Raw genomic sequence first — 25520 nt, forward strand, 5'->3', positions numbered from 1 at the left:
CCTCACCGACGTCACCGGTAGGAGGCCAGGAACAGCGCCTCGGCCAGGGCCATGTGCTCGATCTCCGTCGGATCGACGCTCTCATTGGGTGCGTGGATCAGACACTTCGGTTCCTCCACGCCCATGAGCATGATCTCCGCCTGCGGATAGGTGTCGGCGAAGACATTGCACAGCGGGATCGACCCGCCCTGCCCCTCGGTGGTGGCGGGACGGCCGTAGGCCGCCTCCATGGCCGCCGACATGGCCCGCCGCGCCGGGCCGTCCGTGCTGCCGACGAACGGCGAACTGGTCGCCTCGGTCTCGACCGTCACCTTCGCATGCCACGGCACGTGCGACTTCAGGTGCGCGGTCAGGGCTTTCAGCGCATCCTCCGGCTTCGTGCCCGGCGGGATGCGCAGGTTGAGTCGAGCCCGGACCCTGGGCTGGATGGCCGCCGACGAGCCGACCACGGGCGGGACGTCCATACCGAGCACCGTGAGCGCCGGACGGGCCCACAGCATGTCGGCGACCTCGCCATCGCCCAGCAGATGGACGCCGTCGAGAACGCCCGCGTCGGAACGGAATTGGTTCACCGGATATTCGTGCCCCTGCCAGACCTGGTCATTGCGCAAGCCGTCGACAGTGGTGTTGCCGTCGACGTCGCGCAGGGTGCCGAGCAGGTGGATCATGGCGGCCAGCGCGTCGGGCGCGGGACCGCCGAACATGCCGGAATGCATGGGGCCGGAGAGGGTTTCGACGGTGACGACCACATTCACATTGCCCCGCAAGGTCTGGGTGAAGGTGGGCACGCCGACCGCGAAATTGCCGCAGTCGCAGATGAGCAGGGTGTCGGCGCGCAGCAGGTCGGCATTACCGGGCACGAACTCCTCCAGGCCGCCGGTGCCCTGCTCCTCGGAGCCCTCGGAGACCAGCACCAGCCCGACCGGATAGTCGTCGCCGTACACCTTGCGCAGCGCCCGCAGCGCGGTCAGGTGCACGACGATATTGCCCTTGCAGTCGGCCGCGCCGCGCCCGTACCAGCGGCCGTCCTGCTCGGTGAGCTGCCAGACCGGCGTCTTCCAGGCGGCGTCGTCCAGCGGCGGCTGCACGTCGTAGTGGCAGTACAGCATGATGGTCTGCGCGCCCTGCGGGCCCCGGCTGCGGGCCACCACGGCATTGCTGCCGTCCGGGGTCTCGTGCAGTCCGACCTCGGTGAGTCCCTCCGCCTCGAACGCGTCGGCCACCCACCGCGCGGCCTTCTCGCACTCCTCGATCGGGAACTGCCGGGGGTCGTACACCGATTTGAACGAAACGAGCTGTGCGAGATCGCTTTTCGCACGCGGCATGAGCTCCTTGACGGCGGCGCGCAGTGCGGCCACCTTCGAATCCTCCTGCGCCCCTGCGGTTGTGGTCATGACATCCTCCTGCTCGGCGGTATCGGGTTTCACGGTCTCACCTTTCTCCAGGTGACCGGTTGTTTCCAGGTAGGACGCCAGCTTGTCGGGCAGTAGGTCTCGATGGCCGGCTCGGTGGGGCCGGGTTGCCGGTTTCCGCTCGTAGCGGAACTCGCAGCGCGTTCACGGCGTCGCCGGTGTCGGTCAGCAGCCGATCGGCAACCACGCTGGCCCCGGCATCGACGAAGAGGTTGCGCGGAATCCCGTGCTCCAGTTGCAGTTCGATCAGATCGCTGAAGGCCGCGTCGGAGCGATCGACCTCGGCCAGGCCGGGAAGGTAATCGGCGACCGCACCCTCCCCGAGGTGCGGGTGCATGGCGGACATCACCTGCGCTATGACATGCTGATAGTCCATAGTGCTGAATAGTAACCGTTCCGCAACTTTCTCTTGATTACGAAACGGTAGCTCGCTGAACCAGTTTCGATCATGACGGGCTGGCTACCATCATCTCGGCAAACCCCTGCCGAATCTCGATCGGAGGCCACATGACCGGCACCACGGAACCCGACGACGTCTTCGCGATGCCCGGCATCAAACGCGCCGCTCCGCACCGCGGCTTCCCGGAGCATGAGATCTTCCCACAGGTCGCCTACCAGATCGTCCACGACGAACTGCTGCTCGACGGCGTCTCCCGGATGAACCTGGCCACCTTCTGCACCACCTGGGTCGACGACCAGGCCCGGCGACTGATGAACGAATGCCTCGACAAGAACATCGTCGACAAGGACGAGTACCCGCAGACCGCTGAACTCGAACAGCGCGGCGTGCACATGCTCGCCGACCTGTGGAACTCCCCAGATCCGCTGGGCACGCTGGGCACCTCCACCACCGGGTCCAGCGAGGCCGCCATGCTGGGCGGCCTGGCCGCCAAATTCCGCTGGCGCACGCGCGGCGGCACCGGCACCCCCAACTTCGTGTGCGGCCCGGTCCAGGTGTGCTGGGAGAAGTTCGCGCGCTACTTCGACGTTGAGATCCGCCAGATCCCGCTGCGCGGCGACGGCTACACCATGCACCCGGACGACGTCGCCGCCTACTGCGACGAGAACACCATCATGGTGGTGCCCACCTTCGGCCAGACCTTCACCGGCCTGTTCGAGGACGTGGAGGGCATCAGCAAGGCGCTCGACGCGCTGCAGGCCAGGACCGGACTCGACATCCCCATCCACGTCGACGCGGCCAGCGGCGGCTTCCTCGCCCCGTTCTGCGCACCCGAAATCTGTTGGGATTTCCGGCTTCCGCGGGTCAAGTCCATCAACGCCTCCGGCCACAAGACCGGTCTCGCACCGCTGGGCGCGGGCTGGGCCATCTGGCGGACCAAGGAGGATCTGCCCGCAGAGCTCATCTTCAACGTCGACTACCTCGGCGGCAATATGCCCACCTTCAACCTGAACTTCTCCCGGCCGGGCGGGCAGGCCGTCACCCAGTACTACGAGTTCATCCGGCTGGGCCGCACCGGCTACCGCAATGTGCAGACCGCCATCTACACCGCAAGCCAGCACCTGGCCAAGGGCATCGCCGAGGCCGGGCCGTTCGAGCTCATCCATGATGCCGATCCGCGCCGCGGCATCACCGCCGTCTCGTGGAAGCTGGCCGACGGCGCCGACTACAACCTCTACGACCTGTCCGATCGGCTGCGCACCCGCGGCTGGCTCATCGCCGCCTACCCGCTGCCCGCCGACCGCGAGAACGAGATCATCATGCGTGCGGTGCTGCGACACGGCTTCACCATCGACATGGCCGACCTGCTGCTCGCCGACCTGCACCGCAGCCTGAAGGTGCTCGACAAGCACCCGATGAAGACCTCGCTCACCCGCGAGGAGGCGGGCGGCTTCCCGCACAACGCGCGCCCGGTCGTCCCCGCCCCCAAGGCGAAACCGGTGCGGGCCAAGGCCGATGACAAGACCGCGGCCAACGGTAGGAAGGACCGCGCGAAGGCCAAGACCACCAAGTCCAAAGCCGACAAGAAGTGAGCGCGACCGAAGGTTCCGCCGCCGCCGGGATCTCCACCGATTCCTACGGCGAAAAGCGCTGTAGGACAGAAGAAGTATCTCGGCACTGGGCCGCACCGGATCACGAGAAGGTGAGATCACACGGGCCGAGCAGCGAACTGCGGGAACCTCTGGAACCGTAAGGTCCGGAACGGCGAGTGGCGGCGGGAGTTCCCCACCGCCACTTCCTGTTTCGGACCCGCAGCCTATGCGCCGGCCAGGTCCACGGCGTCGAGGAGCCAGGCGAGCTCGAAGGCCGCCTCCTTCCACTTCTCGTAGCGGCCGCTCACTCCGCCGTGGCCCGCGCTCATCTCCGTCTTGAGCAGCAGCTGCGCGTCGCCGGTCTTGGTGGCGCGGAGTTTGGCCACCCACTTGGCCGGCTCCACGTACAGCACGCGGGTGTCGTTGAGCCCGGTGATGGCCAGGATCGCCGGATAGTCCTTCGCCTCGACGTTCTCGTAGGGCGCGTAGGACTTCATGTACTCGTAGACTTCCTTGTCCGCCAGGGGATTACCCCACTCGTCCCACTCGGTGACGGTCAGCGGCAGCGACTCGTCCAGGATGGACGTCAGCGGGTCCACGAAAGGCACATTGGTCAGGATGCCCGCGAACAGCTCGGGCGCGAGGTTCGCCACCGCGCCCATCAGCAGCCCGCCCGCGCTGCCGCCCTCGGCGAGCATGCGGTCCGGCGCGGTCACACCGGAATCCACCAGATGCCGGGCGCAGGCCACGAAGTCGGTGAAGGTGTTCTTCTTCTCGAGCTTCTTGCCCTCCTCGTACCAGCGCCGACCCATCTCGCCGCCACCGCGGACATGCGCGACCGCGTAGACCATGCCGCGATCCAGCAGCGACAACCGCCCCACCGAGAAGTACGGATCCATCGGCGCCTCGTAGGAGCCATAGCCGTAGAGCAGCAACGGTTTCGGCGCAGCGCCCTCGCCCCCGGACCCACCCTCGGCGTCCTTGCGCATGACCACCGAGATCGGCACCCGGGTGCCGTCGGCGGCCACCGCCCAATCCCGGTGCTGCACATAGTCGCCGGGGTTGTAGTCGCCGAGCACCACCTGCTCCTTGCGCAGCAGCAGCTCATCGGTGTCGGGCACGTAATCGAAGATCTTCATCGGGGTGATGTAGGAGGTGACCCCGACCCGCAGCATCGGCTGCTCCCACTCCGGGTTGGCGCCGAAGCCGGAGTCGAACAGCTCGAGACCGAAATCGATCTCGTGCAGTTCGCCGTACCCGGTCTCGGTCAGCGGCCAGACCGCGGCCCGCTGCATCGCATCGCGCCGGTAGCTGACCGCCAGCTTGTCGGAGAAGGACTCCAGGCCGTTCAGGCGGACATCGTCGCGGTGCGGAATCAGGATGGTCTGATTCGTGGGATCGTGTAGCGGCGCCTCGGCGAGCACGAAATTCTCGGCCTTGACCCCGTCGACCACATCGTTGTGCAGGATGAGCAGTTTGTCCTCGCCGCCCACCACCGCATGATCGACCGAGTACTCGACGCCCTCGCGCCGGGGCATGACGAGCCGGAATTCGCCCTCGGGGTTGTCGGCCTCCAGGATCCAGTTCTCGGTGGTGATCTTGGATTCGACGTAGAGCAGCAGGTACTTCTCCGAATTGGTCGCCGTCACACCCACCGAGTAGTGGGCATCCGGCTCATGGAGGACCTGGACATCGGCCGACATCGGGGTGCCCAGCTTGTGCCGCCACACGGTGTCGGACCGCCACGCGTCGTCGTAGGTCGAGTAGAAGATGTACGAGCCGTCGAGTGACCAGGTCGCGCCCTGGGTGACACCGGTGATCTCGTCGGGCAGCAGCTCACCGGTGGTCAGGTTCTTGAAGCGCAGGACATAGCGCTCGTCACCCGAGGTGTCCTCCGAGTAGGCCAGCATGTCACCGGCGTGACTGATGGAGAACGCGCCGAGCGCGAAATAGTCGTGGCCCTCGGCCAGCTCGTTGGAATCCAGCAGGACCACCTCGCCGGGCATGGTGGCCGACGCCTCCAGCTTGGGCGGGGTCCAGTCGTCCGGACCGGCGATCGGGCAACGGCAGTGCACGCCGTGCTGTTTGCCCTCAAAGGTGCGCGAGTAATACCAGAACTCGCCCATCCGGGTCGGGAGCGACAGATCGGTCTCCTGGATCCGCGACTTGATCTCCTCGAAGATCTTTTCCCGCAGCGGGCCCAGCTTCGCGGTCTGCGCGTCGGTATAGGCGTTCTCCGCCTCCAGATACGCGATGACCTCGGGATCCGTCTTCTCCCGCAGCCACTCGTACTCGTCGACGAAGACGTCCCCGTGGTGTACGCGTTCCTTCGGCACCCGCTTGGCGATCGGCGCCACCACCGCGCTGTCAACTGAGATCGCGCTACCACTGTCCAAAGCCATGGGCTCCACGTTAGTAGCGATCCGCCACCGCGAACCTCCGACCCGGCGGTATCGGGCGTGATGCGGCTCCTGCGCCGGTCGAGCGCACGAGCCGCACGGTTGCCCTCAACGCATCCGTCGCTGCCGCGTCCCGTTGGCGTGCTGATGCTGCTCGTAGAGGTAGAAGACGGCGGCCTTGCGACGAGCACATTGGTCGGTCGGGCAACTTCGGTGGATCCGAAGAATGCTGTGGGCCAATTCCGCAGTGAAGCGCTCGGGAACCACCGCACAGCTGTCGGACACCGGGGCAGCTCGTTGCGGGGACCATGGCGTGCGCACCACATACCTCCTTCCGCTGACAGAAGATGGAATATCCGATCCGAAGCCCTCACAAACCCTGGCATTATGAGTGCGATCTACATCACCGACCAGTACTGCTGGTGTGCACAGGGGAGGCCGACAGTGGAAGCGAAGAACCGCGTCATCGAGGCCGATGCGGTGTGGCGGCGCGGAGACGACACTGCCGACGGCGTCGAGATCGCCTTTCTGGCCAGTGGAAACATCGGATTACGGGACTCCCGCAATCCGGACGGGCCAGTACTGATCTTCACCCCCGGCGAATGGGAAGCCTTCGTGGCCGGGGCCAAGGACGGCGAATTCAACCGGCCCGGAGCCTGATTCGGGCATGCCCGGCTCGAAATGAGCCGGGCACAACACTGTTCAGGCCCCTATCGCCGCGCCGATGGTCGGCCATGACTCGTGCAGGGTGTCCTGCCAGTACGACCACGAATGCGTGCCCACCGGCGAGTGCTCCACCCGCGCCGGAATGTTCATCGCGCGCAACCGCTGCTCGAACGCGGTGACACAGGCGTCCACCCCGAATTCGATGGGGCCGCCGAAGAAGATGTTCTCCGGCAGCTGCGGCTTGATCTCGAGTTCGTGCGGGCCGGGCAGTCCGGTACCGGTGGACAGGAAAATGGTCTTGCCGCGCAGCGCCTCGGCCAGCACCGCCGGATTGTGCTCCGTCCACGCCGGGCTACCCGGCGCGCCCCACATATTGAGCGGATTGCCACCGCGATTGGCAACCGAGAACATCATGGCGCCCTGCGCGATCGTGGTGTCCGGGCAGGCGCTGAAGCCCGCCACCGCCCGGTACAGCTCCGGATGCCGCACCGCCAGCACGAAGGCCGCGATACCGCCCATCGAGAGACCACCGATGGCGTTCACCCCGTTACCGGCGAAGTATCCGTCGATGATGGGCGGAAGCTCTTGTGTCAGAAAGGTTTCCCACTTGTAGCGGCCGAAGCGCGGGTCGTCGGACGCCCAGTCGGTGTAGTAGCTGGCCTGGCCGCCCATGGGCAGCACCACGTTCACGTCCCTGCCCTGGAAGAAGGGTTCGGCGTCGGTGGCATTGGTCCAGGTGCTCTGTGTCGCACCGGGATCCAGGCCGTCGAGGAGGTAGTAGGTGGGGCGGTCGCCGCCGCCGGCCGGATGCAGCACCTGCACCTGGATGGTGCGGCCCATGGCCGCGGAGTCGATGAAGATCGCCGAGCGGGTGGCGCTCAGCTGGTCGACGCGGACGACCTGGTCCGCGTGCGCGATTGCCGGTGGCGCGGCCACCGGATAGAGCAAACCTGCAGCGATCGCCAAAACAGCTGCGGCAACGACTCTTCGACGCATGTCCCCACCTTCATCAGCCCACCACAATCACCATAAAACGTAACTCGAGTGGCATTGCGACGCGCAGGAATGGGGTTTTAGCGTGTCATTGGCTAACCATGCGGTTCGTATATGGTAATGCGAATCGGCTATCAGTCGGCGGCAATTCGGGACAATGCGCCCCGAATCGATCCCGCCAGGTAATCCAGGTCCGCACGCGCCGGACTGGTCGGCCGCGCCCGCAGCCCGAACCCGTCGCCCGGGGTGCGGGGAATCACGTGCAGATGCACATGGAACACCTCCTGCCCCGCGGTGACCCCGTCGGCCAGGAAGAAATTCACTCCGTCACAGTTCACCTCGGACTCCCGCAGGCCCGCCGCGATGCGCTGCCCGACCTGAAACAGCTTGCCGCCCAACGCCGGATCCAGCTCCGCCAGGCTTCGGGCGGGCGTCTTCGGAATCACCAGCACATGCCCGGGCGTCACCGGCCGAATATCCATGAACGCCAGACAATCCTCGTCCTCGTACACCTTGGACGAGGGTGTTCGCCCGGCAACGATGTCGGAGAAGATCGTGTAAGGGTTCATGCCCGCAGAGCCTAGAGCGGCCCGGCAACGCGATCGCCCCCGGCTCCATTCCGGAGCCGGGGGCGAGATTCGAGAGTCGTTGTATCCCTAGAGGATCGGCGACGGCGTGTAGCGGGCGGCCACCGGGTTCGCGTCGACCAGCTTCTGGACCTGAGCGATCACATCGGCGGCCTGCGCCTCGGCCGCGCCGATGAAGGCGGAGCGGTCGGCCAGGGCCGCGTCCAGCGCGGCCCGATCCAGCGGCATGCGTTCGTCGCCGGCCAGGCGGTCCAGCAGATCGGGTTCGCGGCCCTGCTCACGCATGGCCAGCGCCACCGCCACCGCGTGCTCCTTGATGACCTCGTGGGCGGTCTCGCGGCCCACGCCCGCGCGGACCGCCGCCATCAGGATGCGGGTGGTGGCCAGGAACGGCAGGTAGCGGTTGAGCTCGCGGTCGACCACGGCCGGGTACGCGCCGAATTCGGCCAGGACGGTCAGGAAGGTCTCCATCATCCCGTCGATGGCGAAGAAGGCGTCCGGCAGCGCGACCCGGCGCACCACCGAGCAGAACACGTCGCCCTCGTTCCACTGCGCGCCCGCCAGCTCGGCCGCCATCGAGCCGTAGCCGCGCAGCACCACCTGCAGGCCGTTGACACGCTCACACGAGCGGGTGTTCATCTTGTGCGGCATGGCCGAGGAGCCCACCTGGCCGGGCTGGAAGCCCTCGGTGACCAGCTCGTGGCCCGCCATCAGGCGAATGGTGTGCGCGAACGAGGACGGGCCCGCGCCGACCTGCACCAGCGAGGAGAGCACATCGTGGTCCAGCGAGCGCGGGTAGATCTGGCCCACGCTGGTGAACACCTTCGCGAAACCCAGGTGGCCGGCCACCTTCTGCTCCAGCTGCGCCAGCTTGGCCGCGTCCCCGCCGAGCAGATCCAGCATGTCCTGCGCGGTGCCCATCGGACCCTTGATGCCGCGCAGCGGGTATCGGTCGATCAGCTCCCGCAGCCGGGTCAGCGCGATGAGCAATTCGTCTGCGGCGGAAGCGAATCGCTTGCCGAGGGTGGTGGCCTGCGCCGCCACATTGTGCGAGCGGCCCGCCATCACCAGCGTCTGATACTGGGCGGCCCGCTCCGCCAGCCGGGCCGCGATGGCCACGCCGTGGCCGTACACGTGCTCGAGCGACAGCCGGATCTGCAGCTGCTCCACGTTCTCGGTGAGATCCCGCGAGGTCATGCCCTTGTGCACGTGCTCGTGCCCCGCGAGCGCGTTGAACTCCTCGATCCGGGCCTTCACGTCGTGCCGGGTGACCCGCTCGCGCTCCGCGATCGACTTCAGATCCACCCGATCGATGACCCGCTCGTAGTCCTCGACCACCCCCGCCGGAACATCCACCCCCAATTCGGCCTGGGCCCGCAACACCTCCAGCCACAACCGCCGCTCGAGCACGATCTTGTTCTCGGGCGACCACAGATGAACCAGCTCGGGGCTGGCATAGCGGGTGGCAAGGACGTTCGGCACAAGACTCACGTTGTCCCAGTTTACCGGTGGGTTTCCCACCGGTTTGCCCCGCCATCACCGCGGCGGAAGTTCGCCCGGCCGAGGCCTCCCGAGAGTCCCGAGAGGTGGGGCCGAGTTATGCCGGTGGGGCGACGATGTCGATGATCTCGAGGAGCGCGCCCCGCGCCATGCGCCGGGGCTGCGGGTCGAGTTCACCGAGCGCGGTCACCACCGCCCCATCGACGACCGCCACCAGGCGGCGGGTCTGTTCGGTGCGCACCACGCGGTCGGAGCGGCGCAGCACGTCGGTCAGCAGCTCGTCCAACTGGGCGCGTAGTCGCAGCTGGACCTCTCGTAGTTCCGGGTGCCGGGCGGAGGCGACCGAGCGCTCGTAGCGGGCGATCAGCTGGCCCCGCGCGTCCAGGTCCTGAATCTCCGGACCCACCAACAGGTCCAGCACCAATTCCACGGTGGCCTCCGCGCCGCGCCGACGGTGCGTCACCTCACCAACGCGGCGGCGCATGGCCTCGAGTTCGGCATTGCCGGAGAATTCCACCGCCCGCGCGATCAGATCCTCGAGCGATTCGAAGTAGTAGGTGGTCGACGCGAGCGGCAGATCCGCCCGGGTTGCCACCGAGCGGTGCCGAACCGCTTCGAAGCCGCCTTCGAGCAGGAGCTCGGCGGCGGCACAAACCAGCGCTTGGCGACGCCGTTCGCCTTTCGGAGTCGTCGCAGTGGTCACGGTGCAATCGTGCCAGTCATCACCGGCGCTGTGTTCATTTTGCCCACTGCGCTCAATCTCCTTGGCAGATCAGGCCAAATACCGTTCCAACCGGTCCAGTGCCTCTTCGATGTCGGCGCCGGCTCCGGCGAACGAGAAGCGAACCGTGTGATGGCCGTTGCGAGTATCGAAGTCGATGCCCGGAGCCAGCGCCACACCGGTGGCGTCGAGCACCTCGGTACACCAGCGCATCGAATCATCGGTCAGGTGAGCGATATCGGCGTAGGCATAGAACGCACCGTCGGCGGGGGCGAGGTCGGTGATGCCGAGCTTGGGCAGACCCGACAGCAGCAGCTGGCGATTCACCGCATAGCGCCGGACATGACCGTCCAGTTCGGCTTTGGCCTCCGCGCCGAACGCGTGCACCGCCGCGAACTGAGAAATAGCCGGAGGGCACACGGTCATGTTGGAGGCCAGTCGCTGCAGCGCCGGGCGCAGCGATTCCGGCACCAGCATCCAGCCCAGCCGCCAGCCGGTCATGGAGAAGTATTTGGACACCGAGCCGATGACGACCGACTCGCGTGAGGTCTCCCAGGCCGAGGAAGTCGGCTCGGTGCCGGCGTAGACGATGCCGTGGTAGATCTCATCGGAGATGAGCAACGTCCCGTGCTCGTCGCACCAGCGGGCCAGTGCCGCCAGCTCCTCCGGCGCGATCATGGTCCCGGTCGGATTGGCCGGGCTCGCCACGATCAGGCCCGCGGGCGGCTCCGGCAGCGCCTCCAGCATGGCCACGGTCGGCTGAAACCGGGTCTCCGGCCCGCAGTCCAGTTCGACCACATCGCAGCCCAGCGCGGTCAGCGTGTTCCGGTAGGCCGGATAGCCCGGCCGGGCCACCACCACGGTGTCGCCGGGATCGAAGGCCGCCAGGAAGATGAGGGTGAACGCGCCGGAGGAGCCGGTGGTCACCACGACATCGTCCGCGTCCACGCGCACCCCGTAGGTGCTGCGATGATGCTCCGCGATGGCCTCCCGCAGCGCCAGCATCCCGAATGTCTCGGTATAGCCCAGCAATTCGGAATCCATGGCCGCCTTGGTGGCACGCAAAACCGCCGCCGGAGCGGGCGTGGACGGCTGCCCCGCGGCCAGCACCAGCACATCTCCGCGTGTCCGGGCCCGTTCAGCTGCTGCTTTCCAGACGTCCATCACGTAAAAAGGTGGGATGGTCGACCGGCGAGATTCGATACGCACTCGACAGACGGTAGAGCACCCGCTGCGCCGCCTGTCCGGGAACGGTCGTGCGAATGCGTGGGGAGGCGACTGTGCGGAGACGGATTGAGCAATCTACCCGGTTGCATGCCTTCCGACATTTCGCAATCAGCTCACGCGCAAGCTTCGGTGGCTCTTGTTGGCGTGTCGACCATCCGGGCTGTCGTGTCCCACCTAAGCCCCCTAATCTCGAACACGTGAGCGAATCCAGGTACCGTGCTGCGTCATCCGACAGGGTGGCTGCGACAAGGGTGCAGGCCTACCGATTCGTGCTTGAACCGACGTTCGACCAGGAAATCGCGTTGCGGTCGCACTGTGGAGCAGCGCGTTTCGCCTACAACTGGGGACTCGCCAAGGTGCTCGCCAACTGGGACCAGCGCACCGCCGAAGCTTCCTACGGCGTCCCCTCCGACGAGTTGACCCCGTGGATCAACCTGTCCGCCTACAGCTTACGAAAGGCATGGAACCTCGAGAAGGACGTGATCGCGCCGTGGTGGGCCGAAAACAGCAAGGAAGCCTACGCATCCGGTCTTGCGCAACTGGCTGACGCATTCGCCGCCTACGGCAAGTCCAAGCGGGGCACCCGGTCCGGGCCGAGAATGGGACTGCCGCGCCGAAAGAAAAAGCACTCTCCAAAGTCGTTCACCGTGACTACCGGCTCATACGGTCTTGCCGACGGGTGGCGCCGGGTCAGGATTCCACGCATCGGCTCGGTCCGAACCGGCGAATCTACCCGGAAATTGGCGCGGCGGTTGGCGAACGGGACCGCGCGGGTTGGGTCTATGACGATCTCACAAAGGTGTGGACGCTGGTGGGTATCGTTCACTGTGCACGTCACGCACCTCGACCGTCCATCGATCCACCCCGATGTCCCGATCGGCGTGGACGTCGGCATCAACAGCCTTGCTGTGTTGTCCCGTGTGGTGCCAGGTCTCACCGATGCTGAAACGAGGGTGGCGAATCCACGTCACTATCAACAGGTACAACGGCATCGCCGTCGGTTGGCGCGGGTGCGCGCCCGCCGCCGTGGACCCGACCGCAAGCGCGGGGTGTCGCCGTCAACGCGGTGGCTGAAAGTCAACGCTCGAGCCGTTCGACTCGAGCAGCGAGTGGCGGCGATGCGCCGCGACGGCTTGCACAAGCTCACCACAACGCTGGCCAGCCGCTGTGGCACCATCGTCGTGGAGGATCTCCACGTCGCTGGCATGCTTCGCAACCGGCGGCTGGCCAAGCATATCGCCGACGCCGGGTTCGGCGAGTTGAGTCGACTGCTCACCTACAAGACTCGCCGTCACGGTGGGACGTTAGTGGTGGCGGATCGGTTTTATCCCAGTTCCAAGACCTGTTCGTCGTGTGGGTTGGTGAAAGCCAAACTGGCCCTGTCGGTGCGGGTGTTCGCGTGCGATCAGTGCGGTCTCGTGCTCGATCGCGATCTCAATGCCGCAAGGAATTTGGCGACGTTGACGTCCACGCAGAGTTGCGGCGGGACGATAAACATGCCCGATGGAAACCGTGTCAGACCCGGCTCGCCGGGCAGTGGTATCGCCACGGGAAGACCCGAAACTGCGGTCGCGGGCCAACCCTGCCCGAGTAATCGGGCAGGTCACGGAACAGGATACGTTTCGTGAACGGACCAGCAACCACCGGGACGACGACGCCGGAGGCCAACCCACACCCGGACACATATACGCCGGGCGTGCGGTCGCAGCTCGCCTTCAGACCCCAGCCGTCACGCATCCCCGAGGTTCTGGAACAGATCCGGCAGCTGCTGATCCGGCTCCTGGGACGCACGGCCGCGTGGCTGCGGATGTACGCGCCCATCGTGCGGGAGCGGGCCGCAGACCTGTGGGAGCGGCGCCCGCGGTCCCGCGCCGAGGCCGTCGAGCTGGCGCAGCGAGGACGCGCGGCGGCGGCGCAGCGGCAGTGGCCGGTGGTGCGGGAGTGGAGCATTCGGCATCGGGTGCTGATCGGCGGCGTGACCGCGGTGCTGGTGTTCGCCAGCGCGGACGGCGCGCTCGGGCTGATCCCGACCGACGCCGAGGCGAGTCCCGGTGCTGCGGTGCGCATTCCGGTGCAGTATCCGCTGCAGATTCAGGCCACACAAGAATCCTCGAAACGGTACCTGGACGCCATCAACAATGGTGAACACCTGCGCGAGATGGCGGTAGTCTCCGCAGCTGCGGCGGCCACCCTGGACCGCGCCAAGGCTGAGGCGGCAGCCGCGGTAGCCGGCCAGCCTCAGCCCTGGCTGACACCGTCCCCGGACACCACCTTGCCGCCGGGCTTCGTCATCCCGGGCGCCGGCGGTTTCGCGCTACCCGCGAAGGGCGTCTTCACCTCCGGTTTCGGCGCCCGCTGGGGCACCTTCCACGCGGGCATCGACATCGCCGCCCCACTGGGCTCGCCGATCTACTCGGTCGCTGCGGGCACGGTCATCGACGCCGGCCCGGCCCAGGGATTCGGCCTGTGGGTGCGCATCCACCACGACGACGGCACCATCTCCGTCTACGGTCACATGTACGACTTCTCGGTCTCGGTAGGTGAACGCGTCCCCGCAGGTCTCCAAATCGCCCGCATCGGCAACCGCGGCGACTCCACCGGCCCCCACCTGCATTTCGAGATCATCATCAACGGCCAGCACGTCGACCCCCAGCCCTGGCTCGCCCAACGAGGCATCATCCTCGGCTGACCAGCGTGGAGTCGAAACCACCGGGCGGGGAGCACAATCTCGTCCGGTTGACGCATTAGCCTATTCGAGGATCTGTCGCATCCATGTCGGGATCTGCTCTGTGCCACGCGGAAAGTCGCTGAGCTCCTGCCGGAGATCCTCGACCGTGGGCGCCTGGACCAAACGGGGGATCGAGTCCCACGAAAAGCTCACCTCATACCGGTTCCGTCCTTCGATGGAGATGTGCCCGCTCAACCACGCGCCGGCATCGCGGCGGTAGGTGATCCGCTTGTACTCCATCAGCAGGCCACGCAGGACCTCGGACAGCTCCACCGCGATCACCGAGCCGTCCGATCGCCAGACCAGCACACCCCCGTTACCGGCATCGCCGACCAACGATACCCATAGCACCGCGTTAGTCCAGCCCGGCTCCAGCAGCGCGATGGTCTCATCGACTATCGTCCGCTCGTACAGGTCCGGACCGATGTCGTTGGGAGCCAATGACTCCCAACGCGCAGTGATCTTCTCGCCAGCGAGTTCCAGGTTCACCGTCTTCATCATCTCGTACACGACCGCAGCCGGTTCAGTCGCGCTGAACAACACGATCTCGACCCCTGCCCCTCCTCGGCACCGGTGCCGGCCGCGATGCGATGCGCTTGCCCGGATCGCGCGATATCGAGGTAGGCATTCAGCTTCCGCCGGAAGTCTTCTGTCAGCACGGCATCCGAACCCTCGCCATAAGCCCGGTCCTCGGTCATCGCCAACAGCAGACGACCATCCGGGCCGACTGCGACCTGATCGATCCGGTCATGCTCGCGCACACTCAATGTCGCTCTACCCATCTCATCCATGAAGCCGAACCGGGTTGCAGACCCGTGATGGTACGGTCAGCCACCGATACGAGCGCGGGCGTACGACGGATACCGTTGTGCCAGCGCGGTCTCGAACCTGGTGATCTCGTCCAGGGAATCGGTGTCGTAGAACTCTGTGCGTTCCCGATACCAGGCCAGCAACTCCGCGACCGCCGCCGATCGATCGTTCAACACACCCAACACCGCGATACCACGCAGGCGCCGGGGATCGGGATTGACTGTATCCAGTATGTGCCGCGGATTGCCGGTACGAGCGATGTCGAACAACTTGTCCAATGAATCCCGGTCGGTCAGCCACCACGCGGCCGGCCCCCGCAGACACGCCAAGAACTCGTTCATGGCGTCGCCGATACTGGCCTCGGCCCGGATGTCGATGTCGCGACTGAGGTCGTTGGGGGTGGTGAAGAAGCTGAATGGAACCGACTCGATCAACGCACCGTTCGTGTAGTACCAGCTGGGATCGGTGGCACGTTGCGGCGTCTCCTGCACCAGCTCATCCAGGGCGGTCGCCCCCGTCCACACGTTCCCGGCGAGCCCGAGAAGACCCCGACCTCGGGACAGTTCTGCTGTGATCGCGGTCGTCATCCCCGGAATGAGGGAGTCGTCAACGGTGAACCACAGGGTGCGCAGCTTCAGTTTGCCGTCGACGAACGCTTCAGCGGCCGAGTCGTCCAGTGGTGGTACGGCGCGATAGCCAGCCTCTGTCATGTCCGTTGTCACTCGGGCCGTGACCAGCCGCATCAACCGCATCGAGTAAGCCTCACCCACGACGCCCCGCCTTTCTTCAATATCACGTTTGGCGGCGGCGAGGACTTCGTCGCGGTTCGCTCCACTCGCGGCCTTGGTGGCGGCGGCCTTGGTGGCGGCGGCGATGACGGCGGCGCGTTCGGCGATGTCGGTGATGCCCAGGGCCAGGCTGGCGATATCGACTGTGGCCAGCATGGTCTCCGCCGGGGAAGGTTGGGGGGCGGGCTGGGAGACCATGGGTCGGCCGTCTGGACCGACGCCGAGGCTGCCGAACGCGTGCAGCGGGTCGAGGATGGGGGCGGTGATGACGGTGAGGTCGTGGCCGATGCCGTTGATCTGGTCGCCGAGGAAGTCGCTGATGTAGTCGCCGGGGTGGTCGGCGAAGTTTCTGGCCCAGACATTGGCGTCGTCGGTGGGGCGAGCGGCGTTGGGGTCGCGGGGAATGCCGGCGTTGGTGAGGCGCTGGGCGGCGGTTGCGGATTGGTTCTGCAGCCACTGGTTGGCTTGGTCGTAGGTGGGGTGGCGGGGACCGCCGGGGATTCCGTAGTTGAGTACGTCCCATAGGGCCTGGTCGCGTTTGGCTTGGGACTCTGGTGAGGGTGTGGGGGCCAGTGGTGCCCATTGGGCGTAGATCTGGTCGTCGTGTTGTTTGTCGGGGGTATAGGCAGCTTTTTCGACGCGATCCTGGGCGGCGGAGCGAATGGTTTCGCTGTTGGTGTTCAGGGGTCCGGTGGTGGTGGCCAGGCCCAGGTCTTTGATGAATTGGACTGGATCGGTGTCGTAGTCGGGTGTGTAGGTGCGGCCGTCGGGGGCATGGATGAGAGGGCTGGCGTGGGCGTTGAGGCGGGCGTGGGCGGCGGCGATCTCGTCGGCGGTATAAGGGCCTTACAGGCGGCCGTTGACGAGTGCGTAATCGCGGTCGCGTTGTTCGACGGTGTAGTCGGGGCCGGTGGTGAAGAATCCCGCAAGCCGAGCATCGGACAGTGTGGGGGTATTGGCGCTGGAGGTTCCGTCGGGGTATCCGAGCACTATTCCAGGGCCTTGCAGGCCGTTCGGCAAGGTGACGTCACCGGTGTTGGTGACGGTCGTATCGCTGGGCAAGGTCTGGGTTTGGCCGGGCGCGGGAGTGCCGGCATGGATGCCGGCGATGATGTCTTGGGCCGACCCGACCGGGGGCCGCCGATTGGCCTGATTTGTCTGTTCGGCAACGGTATTCGGATCGTCTGGGAGTGGGATCCCATTGGCGATCATGTTCTCCACCCGGTTCTTGTCCGCTCGCTGCTGAGGCGACAGACTTTGGTCGGGGGAAGGTAGCGGCTTGTCGCGGTCCGCGGGATTCCGGAATGCGGCCACGAGCGCGGGATCGAATTGGGTGGTGACGGTGGTGGTGGGTCCGTTGGGTCCGTTGGTCGTGGTGACGACCATGTCGGTGCCGTCGGTGAGCGGCGTGGTGGTGACGGTTTGACCCTGGGCGTTGACAGTGGTTGTTGAGGGGCCGGCGGGCTGGACGGTCATGACGAGACTCCACTTCGCTTGAGAAGACACGCGAGTGCGCTCGAACTACCTGCATCGGCATGGATTCCGGGAGAGCTGACGCGACCGGCGTGGTCGGTGGACCCTGCCGCCCGTGGGGCGGGCAGGGGCGGCAGACCGCGGTCGGCGACGTCTACGCTCGCGGCTGTTCAACCAATTGCGTCGGATATCATCTGCAGTGCAACCGGTTTCAGTGAAGTCAGCATAGAGCGCACAGCGCGCCGTCCGGCTCTGCACGACCAACAGACAGTGCGGCAGTGGATACCAAGTCAGCCCGCCTCCGCTCCCGAGGCCCGGACTGCCGCAGCGTGCGCGGTCGACAAGTCTCGGGCGATCGCCGATTTCACGCAGGATTGCGGAGATTCGGACCAGTCGTCGAAACTGAGGTCAAGCGGTTCTAGGCGGCATCATCCTGGGCTGAGCACACGGTCGAATATGGCTGTGCCGAGCCGGAATACGACAACGCCCGCCCGAACTGGATTCGGGCGGGCGTTGTTTCGCCGATGGTTCAGACCGCGGTCGGGATCGTGATGCGGCCCTCGGTGGCGGCCAGGGCAATGTCGGTGCGGAAGTGGCCGCCCGGCAGCTTGATTCCGGCGAGGCGGTCGTAGGCGTTCTTGCGGGCCTCGACGAGATCCGCGCCCTGGCCGACGATGGCGAGCACGCGGCCGCCCGCGGACACCAGCGCGCCGTCCTCACGCTGTGCGGTGCCGGCGTGCAGCACCTCGGATTCGGTTCCGGTGCCGGAGGATTCGGCCCCGGTGATGATATCGCCGCTGCGCGGACGGGCCGGGTAGTTCTCGGCGGCCAGCACCACGGTGACGGCGGCGCCGGCCTTCCAGCGCGGCGCGGGCACCTGGTCCAGGGTGCCGGTCGCGGTGGCGTACAGCAGCTCGCCCAGCGGGCTGTCCAGCATGGCCAGCACGGCCTGGGTCTCGGGATCACCGAAGCGGCAGTTGAATTCGACCACGGCCGGCCCGGCCTGCCCGACGGCGAGACCGGCGTACAGCAGGCCGCTGAACGGCACGTCGCGGCGAACCATCTCGGCCGCAACGGGTTTCACCACATCATCGACGATGGCCTGCAGCGTCTCCGCCGGCAGCCACGGCAGCGGCGTGTACGCGCCCATGCCGCCGGTGTTCGGCCCGGTGTCGCCGTCACCGACCCGCTTGTGGTCCTGGGCGGGCAGCAGCGGCACCACGGTCTCGCCGTCGACCAGGCAGAACAGCGACACCTCCGGGCCGTCGAGGAACGACTCCAGCAGCACCGGGTGACCCTGCTCGAGCAGTTCGGCGCCGTGCTCGCGGGCCACCGACCGGTCCGGGGTCACCACGACGCCCTTGCCGGCGGCCAGGCCGTCGTCCTTGACCACCCAGGTCGGACCGAAACGATCCAGCGCCGCATCCAATTCGCCCGGATGATCGACGATCTCGCTGTGCGCGGTGCGCACCCCGGCCGCGTTCATGACGTCCTTGGCGAAGGCCTTCGAGCCCTCGATCCGCGCGGCGGCGGCGGACGGGCCGAACGCCGGGATCCCGGCGGCCCGCACCGCGTCGGCCACGCCGAGCACCAGCGGCACCTCGGGTCCGACCACCACCAGATCGACGCCGAGGTCCTGGGCGAGCGCGGTCACCTCCACCCCGGAGGTGGCGTCCACCGCACGCACCTCGGCGTGCTGGGCGATACCGGCATTGCCGGGCGCCGCATACACCGCGGACACCGCCGGGTCCTTGCGCAGTGCCAGGACGAGGGCATGTTCACGGGCTCCGGAACCAATGACGAGTACGCGCACGGCAGACAGCTTAAAGGGCTGGGCAGACGCAACCGGTAGCGGTCTGTCGTGCGTTCGCGCGGGGGTGTCCTTCCCCGCGTAAGGTCCGGGGCATGGCTTCTGTTTTCTCCGCAATCATCGACGGTCAGCTGCCGGGCCGGTTCGTCTGGGAGGACGACGAATTCGTCGGCTTCCTCACGATCGCCCCGGTGACCCAGGGGCACACGCTTGTGGTGCCGCGCAAGGAGATCGACCAGTGGCAGGACGTCGATCCGGGCACCTTCGCGCGCCTGACCGCGGTCGCCCAGAAGATCGGTCAGGCCGTGCGGGCCGCCTGGGACGCCCCGCGGGCGGGCCTGCTCATCGCGGGTCTCGAGGTGCCGCACCTGCACATGCACGTCTTCCCGGCCTTCCACCTGGGTGACTTCGACATCAGCGGGGCGGACCCGGAACCCAGCAAGGAATCCCTCGACGAGGCGCAGGCCATGATCAAGCAGGCCCTGCGCGACCTCGGCTACGGCGCGAACGTCCCCGTATAGCGCTCCCCCGCCTCCCCGGAACTCGAGCGCACAGCTCGGGAGCCGTTGACGGACGAGCACGCGTGCCGGCGGGCGGGAACCGAAACAATTTTGGGCGTACCCGCTGAGTTACCCGGATCCCGGCCAAATCGGTTTGTCCCGTTCGGAGCCGGGGGCGAAACCCCCCGGCGTCAGCGCGCCTCGCGCGGCAGCTGCACGGTGAAGGTGGTGCCTTCCCCCGGCGCGCTGGTCACCGATACCTTGCCGCCGTGCGCGTCGACCAGCGCATGCACGATGGAAAGCCCCAGTCCCGTACCACCACTGTCCCGGCTGCGGGACGTATCGGTGCGATAGAAGCGTTCGAAGACCCGCTCGGCCTGTTCGGCCTCCAGTCCCGGCCCGGTGTCGGCGACCTCGATGAGCACCTCGTCCGCGGCCGGGGTGAGCCGCACCGTCACCTCCGCCTCGGGCGGGGTGTGCACCAGCGCGTTGTTGATCAGGTTGGCCAGCACCTGGCGCAGCCGCGTCTCGTCACCGAGCATCTCCAGAGTGCCGGGCCCAGGCCGGATTTCGAGGTCGATCTTGCGTTCGGGCCCCTCCGGGTGCTGGGCCGCCGCCAGGGCGCGCGCACTGTGCACGGCATCGCTGGCCATCATGAGCAGGTCCAGCGGCCGCCGTTCGATCGGTCGCTGTGCGTCCAGCCGGGCCAGCATGAGCAGGTCCTCGACCAGCAGCCCCATCCGTTTGGACTCGCGCTCGATGCGGTCCATCAGCATGTTCGGATCGGTGATCGCGCCCTGCCGGTACAGCTCGGAGAAGCCCTTGATGGTGGTGAGCGGGGTGCGGAGTTCGTGGCTGGCGTCGGCGACGAAGCGCCGCATCTTGGCCTCGGAGCGCCGCGCCGCCTCCTCGGAGGCCTCGGTGGCGGCGAAGGCCTGCTGGATCTGGGTCAACATCGTGTTCAGCGACTGTGAGAGGTGATCGACCTCGGTGTCGGTGCCGCGCACCGGAACTCGCTGATGCAGGTCACCGCCCGCGATGGCGGCCGCGGTGCGCTCGACCTCCCGCAGTGGCCGCAGACTGCGCCGGATCACGATGCGTGCCACCGCCGCCAGCGCCGCCAGTACCAGCGCGCCGATCACCAGTTGCAGCACGATCAGCTTGTCCAGCAGCGAGTTCGTCTCGTCCATGCGCAGGGCGATGGTGCTGGTGCCGTACTCGTTGACGGTCCGCAGCACCCGCCACTCCTCGGTGGAGGCGCCGACCGAGCCGACGGTCTCCGGCCGATTGCCCAGGTCCGCGGGCACCTCGGGCTGCTGCGCGCCCGCCGACAGGCTCAGCGTGACCTGGCCCGTCGAATCCCGCACCTGCACCCAGTACAGGTGCGGCGGCCGTTCCCGCCCGCGCACGGTGGGCAGTGGTTCGGGGCGTTGCGCGCCGGGCGCGGCCCAGCTGTGGGCGGCGTCGTAGAGCTGCCGGTCGATCCGTTCGACCAGCACATTGCGCATCAGCGAGGTGACCGCGATACCCGAGACCAGCAGCCCGAATCCGACCAGGGATACCAGCGCGAGTACCAGGGTGGTGCGCAGCGGCACCGCGGCGAGCTTGTCGGCGACCTTGCGTCGAAGACTGCGAGTCGTGCCTTTGCCATCGACCACGGTGGCAGCGCTCACGCGTTGGCCGTCTTACCGCGCGGCTCCCGCATGACGTAGCCGACCCCGCGCAGGGTGTGGATGAGCCGATCCGGTCCGGTGTCGACCTTCTTGCGCAGGTAGGACACATAGGTTTCGACCACGCCGACCTCGCCGCCGAAGTCGTAGCGCCACACGTGGTCCAGGATCCGCGGCTTGCTCAGCACCGTGCCGGCATTGACCAGGAAGTACCGCAGCAGCGTGAACTCGGTGGGCGACAGGGCAACCGGTTCGCCCGCCTTCCACACCTCGTGGGTGTCATCGTCGAGTTCGATATCGGCGAACCGCAGCCGCGACGTCTTGGTCTCCGGCGCCGAACGCCCGGATCGTCGCAGAATCACCCGCAGCCGCGCGACCACCTCTTCGAGGCTGAACGGCTTGGTGACGTAGTCGTCGGCCCCGAGCGTCAGCCCGGTGATCTTGTCGTCCACGTCGTCGCGCGCGGTCAGGAACAGCACCGGTGCGTCGATCCCGTCGGCCCGGAGCCGCCGCAGCAGTCCGAAGCCGTCCATCCCGGGCATCATCACATCGATGATCAGCGCATCCGGCCGGAAGGTCTTCGCCTTGTCCAGCCCCTCGGTGCCGCTCGCGGCACTCGCGACCTCGAACCCCTGATACCGCAGGCTCACCGACAGTAGCTCGACGATCATCGGCTCGTCGTCAACGACGAGCACCCTCGCCTCCGGTTCGCGCGGCTGAACGGGCACACCTGTCATGAGGTCATATTCTGCGCTTCCCCCGCGAAGAACCTGACCCTTCCCTGAGAGTTTCCTGCGAGGAGTGCGCCAAATCCGGGTGGCGCTGCGGGGCTGCGCCCCGGACCTCCAACGACAGCAGGGTGAGGACCCTGAGGTCCTCACCCTGATTTGCCTGCTGAGCCCCCTGTCAGGATTGAACTGACGACCTTTCGCTTACAAGGCGAGTGCTCTACCACTGAGCTAAGGAGGCGGAAAGCGGTGCCATCATAACCGGGGTGGCCGGCTGCGCGGAAAAGCCGGCGTCCCAGTCGGAACGATGCTGCGTGGAAGACCGGAGCGCGACCGGGCGACGCTCGTGGCATCGGCCGGCCGCGTTCGGAAGCCGTTCGCGCAGTATCGGACTAACCGCAGGGTGTCAGGACTGGGCCGCCTGACGAGCCGCGTCGTCCGCCGCCATGGCGTCACGCAGGCTCTTCGGACGCATATCGGTCCAGTTCTTCTCGACGTACTCGACGCACGCGGCGCGGCTGTCCTCGCCGAAAACGACTCGCCAACCCGCCGGAACCTCGGCGAAGGCGGGCCACAGGGAGTGCTGTTCCTCATCGTTGACCAGGACGAAGAACCGGCCGTCTTCGTCATCGAAGGGGTTGGTGCTCATTTCACCTCACTGGATACTGGCGCTGTGTACGGGAACGTAGATGGATCGTCCAGTCACCGCAGTGATGGAACGAGCCCCCGACGTTGATTCGACCCTAGCAAGGCAGGCGTTACCGCTGGGCGGTTACCTGCACTTCGTTCAGGCCGCGAAGAATTCGAGCAGGATCTTGTTGACGGCCTCCGGTTGTTCCAGATAGCCGAAGTGTCCGGCGTCGGGAACCTCCTGGTAACGGGCTCCCGGAATGATATCGGCGACCTCGCGGGAAAGGTAGGGCGGGATCATCCGGTCGTCCGCGAAGCCGATGGACAGGCAGGGCACGGTGATGGCCCGGTATGCCTGGGTGCGGTCGAAATCGTGGTCCATCCGCCGCTGGGCCCGCACACCGGGCGAGGCCGGGCCGCCGGTGAATTCGAACAGGTCGAGCCAGTCGCGGGCGGCGTGCGGGTCGGCCATGGTGGCCGGCGAGAGGTTCATGAGTGCGGTCATGGCGGCCTCGTATTTGGCGGGCAGCCGCATGCCGGAGGCGTCGAGTTCGTGCTCGCCGAACGAGAGCGTCTTCTGGAACTGGTCGAGGCGAGCGTGCCCGGCCATGAAGATGGCCTTGCGGACCAGGTCCGGCCGGGCCAGCGCGAGTTCCTGCGCGACCCGCGCGCCCATGGACTGGCCGACCACCAGGGCCGGTCCCTCGTCGAGGAATTCGATGAGAGCGGCGGTGTCGCGCACCAGGTCGTCGATGGTGATCCCGGCGGGCGACTCGAAGGACGGTGCGATGCCACGGTTGTCGAAGGTGCAGACCCGGAATCCCGCGGCGACCAGCGCGGGCACCTGGTGCAGTTCCCACACCCGGCCGCCGCTGCCGGTGCCCATGATCATGACGACCAGCGGCGCGGACCCCTTGACGTCGGTGCCCTTGGACCGGTCTCCCTTGACCTGGTAGTTCAGCGAGATTCCGTTCACCGTCGCCAACGGCATGCTTTCGACCCCTTCTCCACGTTCTCGATTTCTATGGTTCCTAGACCGTATAGGCATCGGGGCCCGGAACGTTTCGCCCGGTGTCGCCGACCGTACGGTCTGGTGCGAGCCTGCCCGTGCGGTCTCGTGAGCACGACCATTGCGGTTAGGGCTCGCAATGCACGCAGCGCGGGGTCCCGACTTTCCTGGCAGATACGATGGACTCCTCGCACCGAGCAGACTTCCCCGAGAGGACATGAGATGGCCGCGAAGACCGGCGCAAACGACATCGCGGACGACGATCTGGAACCGCTCGCCGACGAAACCGCTCGACAGGCCCAGCGCGTCGTGGCCGCCTATGCCACCGATGCCGACGAGTGCCGCATGCTGCTGTCCATGCTGGGCATCGGTCCGACGCGAGGCGAATGACCCGTGCACCCGGATAGCTCCGGCTCCGGTTTCGTCGTCGTCGCCAACCGGCTTCCGGTCGACCTGGAGCGACTACCCGATGGAACCACTCGCTGGAAGCGCAGCCCCGGCGGCCTGGTGACCGCGCTGGAACCGGTACTGCGCAACAACAAGGGCGCCTGGGTCGGCTGGGCCGGCGTCCCGGATGTGGATCTGGATCCGATCGTCGAGGACGGTCTGGAACTGCACCCGGTGCCGCTGTCCAGCGACGAGGTCGCCGACTACTACGAGGGCTTCTCCAACGCGACGCTGTGGCCGCTGTATCACGACGTGATCGTGCGGCCGGTCTACGACCGCCGGTGGTGGCAGGCGTACGTCCAGGTGAACCGCCGGTTCGCCGAGTACACCGCCAAGGTGGCCGCCGAGGGCGCGACGGTGTGGGTGCAGGACTACCAGCTGCAGCTGGTGCCGAAGATGCTGCGCATGCTGCGCCCGGATCTGACCATCGGCTTCTTCCTGCACATTCCGTTCCCGCCGGTGGAACTGTTCATGCAGATGCCGTGGCGCACCGAGATCGTCGAGGGTCTGCTGGGCGCCGACCTGATCGGCTTCCATCTGCCGGGCGGCGCACAGAACTTCCTGTATCTGGCCAGAAGACTGGCCGGGCAGCCGACGTCGCGCGGCAATGTGGGTGTGCGCTCGAAACTCGGTGTGGTGCAGGTGGGTTTCCGCACCGTGCGGGTGGGCGCGTTCCCGATCTCCATCACCTCCACCGAGCTGGACGAGTATTCGCGCCGCCGCGGGGTGCGGGAGCGGGCCGCGAAAATCCGTGCGGAGCTGGGCAATCCGAAGACGATCCTGCTGGGTGTGGACCGCCTGGACTACACCAAGGGCATCGACATCCGGCTGGCCGCACTGGAGGAGCTGCTGCACGACGGCCGGATCGATCCGGCGGACACGGTGATGGTGCAGCTGGCCACGCCGAGCCGGGAACGGGTCGAGTCCTACAAGCAGATGCGTGGCGATATCGAACGCCAGGTGGGACGGATCAACGGCGAGTTCGCCCGGGTGGGTTATCCGGTGGTGCACTACCTGCACCGGCCCATCCCGCGCGAGGAGCTGATCGCGTTCTTCGTGGCCGCCGACGTCATGGTGGTGACGCCGCTGCGTGACGGCATGAACCTGGTCGCCAAGGAGTACGTGGCGTGTCAGGGCAGCCTCAACGGTGCGCTGGTACTGAGCGAATTCACCGGTGCGGCAGCGGAATTGCGGCAGGCCTACCTGTGCAATCCGCACGATCTCGACAGCGTCAAGGACGCCCTGATCGGCGCGATCGACGACGATCGCGACACCCGACGCCGCCGGATGCGTTCGCTGCGGCGTCAGGTCCTCACCCATGACGTCGACCGGTGGGCGCGTGCCTTCCTCGACGCCCTGGCCACCGATCGCGTCGCGGGCAGCGCGCTGCTCACCGATGACGACGTGGATCCGGATCCGAGTCGCTGACC

At 66.9% G+C, this 25520-nt stretch carries 24 protein-coding genes and 1 tRNA gene; 7 read left to right on the top strand and 18 right to left on the bottom strand.

The annotated features are described in order from the left end of the window. Positions 1-11: 11 nt before the first annotated feature. Positions 12-1394 carry a dipeptidase gene (locus ACIRRA_RS01770; RefSeq protein WP_402762244.1) on the bottom strand — a complete coding sequence of 461 codons (1383 nt, stop codon included), beginning with the start codon at positions 1392-1394 and terminating at the stop codon, positions 12-14. Between the two features lie 37 nt (positions 1395-1431). Further along, complete coding sequence (locus ACIRRA_RS01775) at positions 1432-1788, bottom strand: hypothetical protein (protein ID WP_402761685.1); 357 nt, start codon at positions 1786-1788, stop codon at positions 1432-1434. Positions 1789-1919: 131 nt separating this feature from the next. Between ACIRRA_RS01775 and ACIRRA_RS01780 the strand changes: the two genes are divergently transcribed. Then, complete coding sequence (locus ACIRRA_RS01780) at positions 1920-3404, top strand: glutamate decarboxylase (protein ID WP_402761688.1); 1485 nt, start codon at positions 1920-1922, stop codon at positions 3402-3404. A 224-nt stretch (positions 3405-3628) separates the two neighbouring features. On the opposite strand, the gene ACIRRA_RS01785 is transcribed toward ACIRRA_RS01780, so the two are convergent. Then, positions 3629-5806 (bottom strand): S9 family peptidase, encoded by a 2178-nt coding sequence (locus ACIRRA_RS01785; protein ID WP_402761691.1) that lies wholly within the window; start codon positions 5804-5806, stop codon positions 3629-3631. A gap of 384 nt (positions 5807-6190) precedes the next feature. Between ACIRRA_RS01785 and ACIRRA_RS01790 the strand changes: the two genes are divergently transcribed. Next, positions 6191-6463, top strand: coding sequence for a DUF397 domain-containing protein (locus tag ACIRRA_RS01790; RefSeq protein WP_083868551.1), 273 nt, complete (start codon positions 6191-6193; stop codon positions 6461-6463). 42 nt (positions 6464-6505) lie between these two features. On the opposite strand, the gene ACIRRA_RS01795 is transcribed toward ACIRRA_RS01790, so the two are convergent. The 5 genes from ACIRRA_RS01795 to ACIRRA_RS01815 all read right to left on the bottom strand — a co-directional run bounded on the left by ACIRRA_RS01795 (position 6506) and on the right by ACIRRA_RS01815 (position 11479). Further along, entirely contained in the window at positions 6506-7465 is a 960-nt protein-coding gene (locus ACIRRA_RS01795; RefSeq protein WP_402761694.1) for an alpha/beta hydrolase, read from the bottom strand. 131 nt (positions 7466-7596) lie between these two features. Beyond that, positions 7597-8031, bottom strand: coding sequence for an HIT family protein (locus tag ACIRRA_RS01800; protein ID WP_402761697.1), 435 nt, complete (start codon positions 8029-8031; stop codon positions 7597-7599). 87 nt (positions 8032-8118) lie between these two features. Continuing rightward, positions 8119-9540 carry an adenylosuccinate lyase gene (gene purB / locus ACIRRA_RS01805; RefSeq protein WP_402761700.1) on the bottom strand — a complete coding sequence of 474 codons (1422 nt, stop codon included), beginning with the start codon at positions 9538-9540 and terminating at the stop codon, positions 8119-8121. 106 nt (positions 9541-9646) lie between these two features. Further along, positions 9647-10252: a TetR family transcriptional regulator gene (locus tag ACIRRA_RS01810; RefSeq protein WP_356998822.1), complete on the bottom strand. Its 606-nt coding sequence runs from the start codon at positions 10250-10252 to the stop codon at positions 9647-9649. Between the two features lie 69 nt (positions 10253-10321). Further along, the gene (locus tag ACIRRA_RS01815; protein ID WP_402761703.1) at positions 10322-11479 is read right to left on the bottom strand and encodes a pyridoxal phosphate-dependent aminotransferase; all 1158 of its coding nucleotides are present in this window, start codon (positions 11477-11479) and stop codon (positions 10322-10324) included. 215 nt (positions 11480-11694) lie between these two features. Between ACIRRA_RS01815 and tnpB the strand changes: the two genes are divergently transcribed. Continuing rightward, entirely contained in the window at positions 11695-13125 is a 1431-nt protein-coding gene (tnpB, locus tag ACIRRA_RS01820) for an IS607 family element RNA-guided endonuclease TnpB (protein WP_402761706.1), read from the top strand. Continuing rightward, on the top strand, positions 13122-14186 hold the full coding sequence (locus ACIRRA_RS01825) for a M23 family metallopeptidase (protein WP_402761709.1): 1065 nt from the start codon (positions 13122-13124) through the stop codon (positions 14184-14186). The genes tnpB and ACIRRA_RS01825 overlap by 4 nt, the downstream gene beginning before the upstream one ends. 60 nt (positions 14187-14246) lie before the next feature. Here the strand turns inward: ACIRRA_RS01825 and ACIRRA_RS01830 are convergent, their stop codons facing one another. The 5 genes from ACIRRA_RS01830 to purD form a co-directional block, all read right to left on the bottom strand. Further along, positions 14247-14735, bottom strand: coding sequence for a hypothetical protein (locus ACIRRA_RS01830; RefSeq protein ID WP_402761712.1), 489 nt, complete (start codon positions 14733-14735; stop codon positions 14247-14249). After that, positions 14723-14992: a hypothetical protein gene (locus tag ACIRRA_RS01835; RefSeq protein WP_402761715.1), complete on the bottom strand. Its 270-nt coding sequence runs from the start codon at positions 14990-14992 to the stop codon at positions 14723-14725. The genes ACIRRA_RS01830 and ACIRRA_RS01835 overlap by 13 nt, the downstream gene beginning before the upstream one ends. A gap of 60 nt (positions 14993-15052) precedes the next feature. Continuing rightward, positions 15053-15979, bottom strand: coding sequence for a hypothetical protein (locus tag ACIRRA_RS01840; protein WP_402761717.1), 927 nt, complete (start codon positions 15977-15979; stop codon positions 15053-15055). 690 nt (positions 15980-16669) lie between these two features. Continuing rightward, the gene (locus ACIRRA_RS01845) at positions 16670-17299 is read right to left on the bottom strand and encodes a hypothetical protein (RefSeq protein WP_402761720.1); all 630 of its coding nucleotides are present in this window, start codon (positions 17297-17299) and stop codon (positions 16670-16672) included. Between the two features lie 526 nt (positions 17300-17825). Further along, on the bottom strand, positions 17826-19109 hold the full coding sequence (gene purD, locus ACIRRA_RS01850) for a phosphoribosylamine--glycine ligase (RefSeq protein WP_402761723.1): 1284 nt from the start codon (positions 19107-19109) through the stop codon (positions 17826-17828). Positions 19110-19201: 92 nt separating this feature from the next. On the opposite strand from purD, the gene ACIRRA_RS01855 reads away from it, so the two are divergent. Continuing rightward, positions 19202-19627, top strand: coding sequence for an HIT family protein (locus ACIRRA_RS01855; RefSeq protein ID WP_402761726.1), 426 nt, complete (start codon positions 19202-19204; stop codon positions 19625-19627). Between the two features lie 170 nt (positions 19628-19797). Here the strand turns inward: ACIRRA_RS01855 and ACIRRA_RS01860 are convergent, their stop codons facing one another. The 5 genes from ACIRRA_RS01860 to ACIRRA_RS01880 all read right to left on the bottom strand — a co-directional run bounded on the left by ACIRRA_RS01860 (position 19798) and on the right by ACIRRA_RS01880 (position 23625). Beyond that, positions 19798-21279 carry a sensor histidine kinase gene (locus tag ACIRRA_RS01860; RefSeq protein ID WP_402761729.1) on the bottom strand — a complete coding sequence of 494 codons (1482 nt, stop codon included), beginning with the start codon at positions 21277-21279 and terminating at the stop codon, positions 19798-19800. After that, positions 21276-22013: a response regulator transcription factor gene (locus ACIRRA_RS01865; RefSeq protein ID WP_354831085.1), complete on the bottom strand. Its 738-nt coding sequence runs from the start codon at positions 22011-22013 to the stop codon at positions 21276-21278. The genes ACIRRA_RS01860 and ACIRRA_RS01865 overlap by 4 nt, the downstream gene beginning before the upstream one ends. A gap of 160 nt (positions 22014-22173) precedes the next feature. Next, positions 22174-22245 (bottom strand) — tRNA-Thr (locus ACIRRA_RS01870). A gap of 165 nt (positions 22246-22410) precedes the next feature. After that, entirely contained in the window at positions 22411-22653 is a 243-nt protein-coding gene (locus ACIRRA_RS01875; RefSeq protein ID WP_019931522.1) for an MbtH family protein, read from the bottom strand. Between the two features lie 138 nt (positions 22654-22791). Next, complete coding sequence (locus tag ACIRRA_RS01880; protein ID WP_402761732.1) at positions 22792-23625, bottom strand: alpha/beta fold hydrolase; 834 nt, start codon at positions 23623-23625, stop codon at positions 22792-22794. A 240-nt stretch (positions 23626-23865) separates the two neighbouring features. Between ACIRRA_RS01880 and ACIRRA_RS01885 the strand changes: the two genes are divergently transcribed. Together ACIRRA_RS01885 and ACIRRA_RS01890 are read left to right on the top strand one after the other, a co-directional pair. After that, the gene (locus ACIRRA_RS01885; RefSeq protein WP_162958162.1) at positions 23866-24033 is read left to right on the top strand and encodes a hypothetical protein; all 168 of its coding nucleotides are present in this window, start codon (positions 23866-23868) and stop codon (positions 24031-24033) included. A gap of 3 nt (positions 24034-24036) precedes the next feature. Further along, complete coding sequence (locus ACIRRA_RS01890) at positions 24037-25518, top strand: trehalose-6-phosphate synthase (RefSeq protein WP_402761735.1); 1482 nt, start codon at positions 24037-24039, stop codon at positions 25516-25518. The last annotated feature ends 2 nt before the right edge of the window (positions 25519-25520 follow it).

Origin of the sequence: Nocardia sp. NPDC101769, from assembly GCF_044766925.1 — a bacterium.
Lineage (GTDB): Bacteria > Actinomycetota > Actinomycetes > Mycobacteriales > Mycobacteriaceae > Nocardia.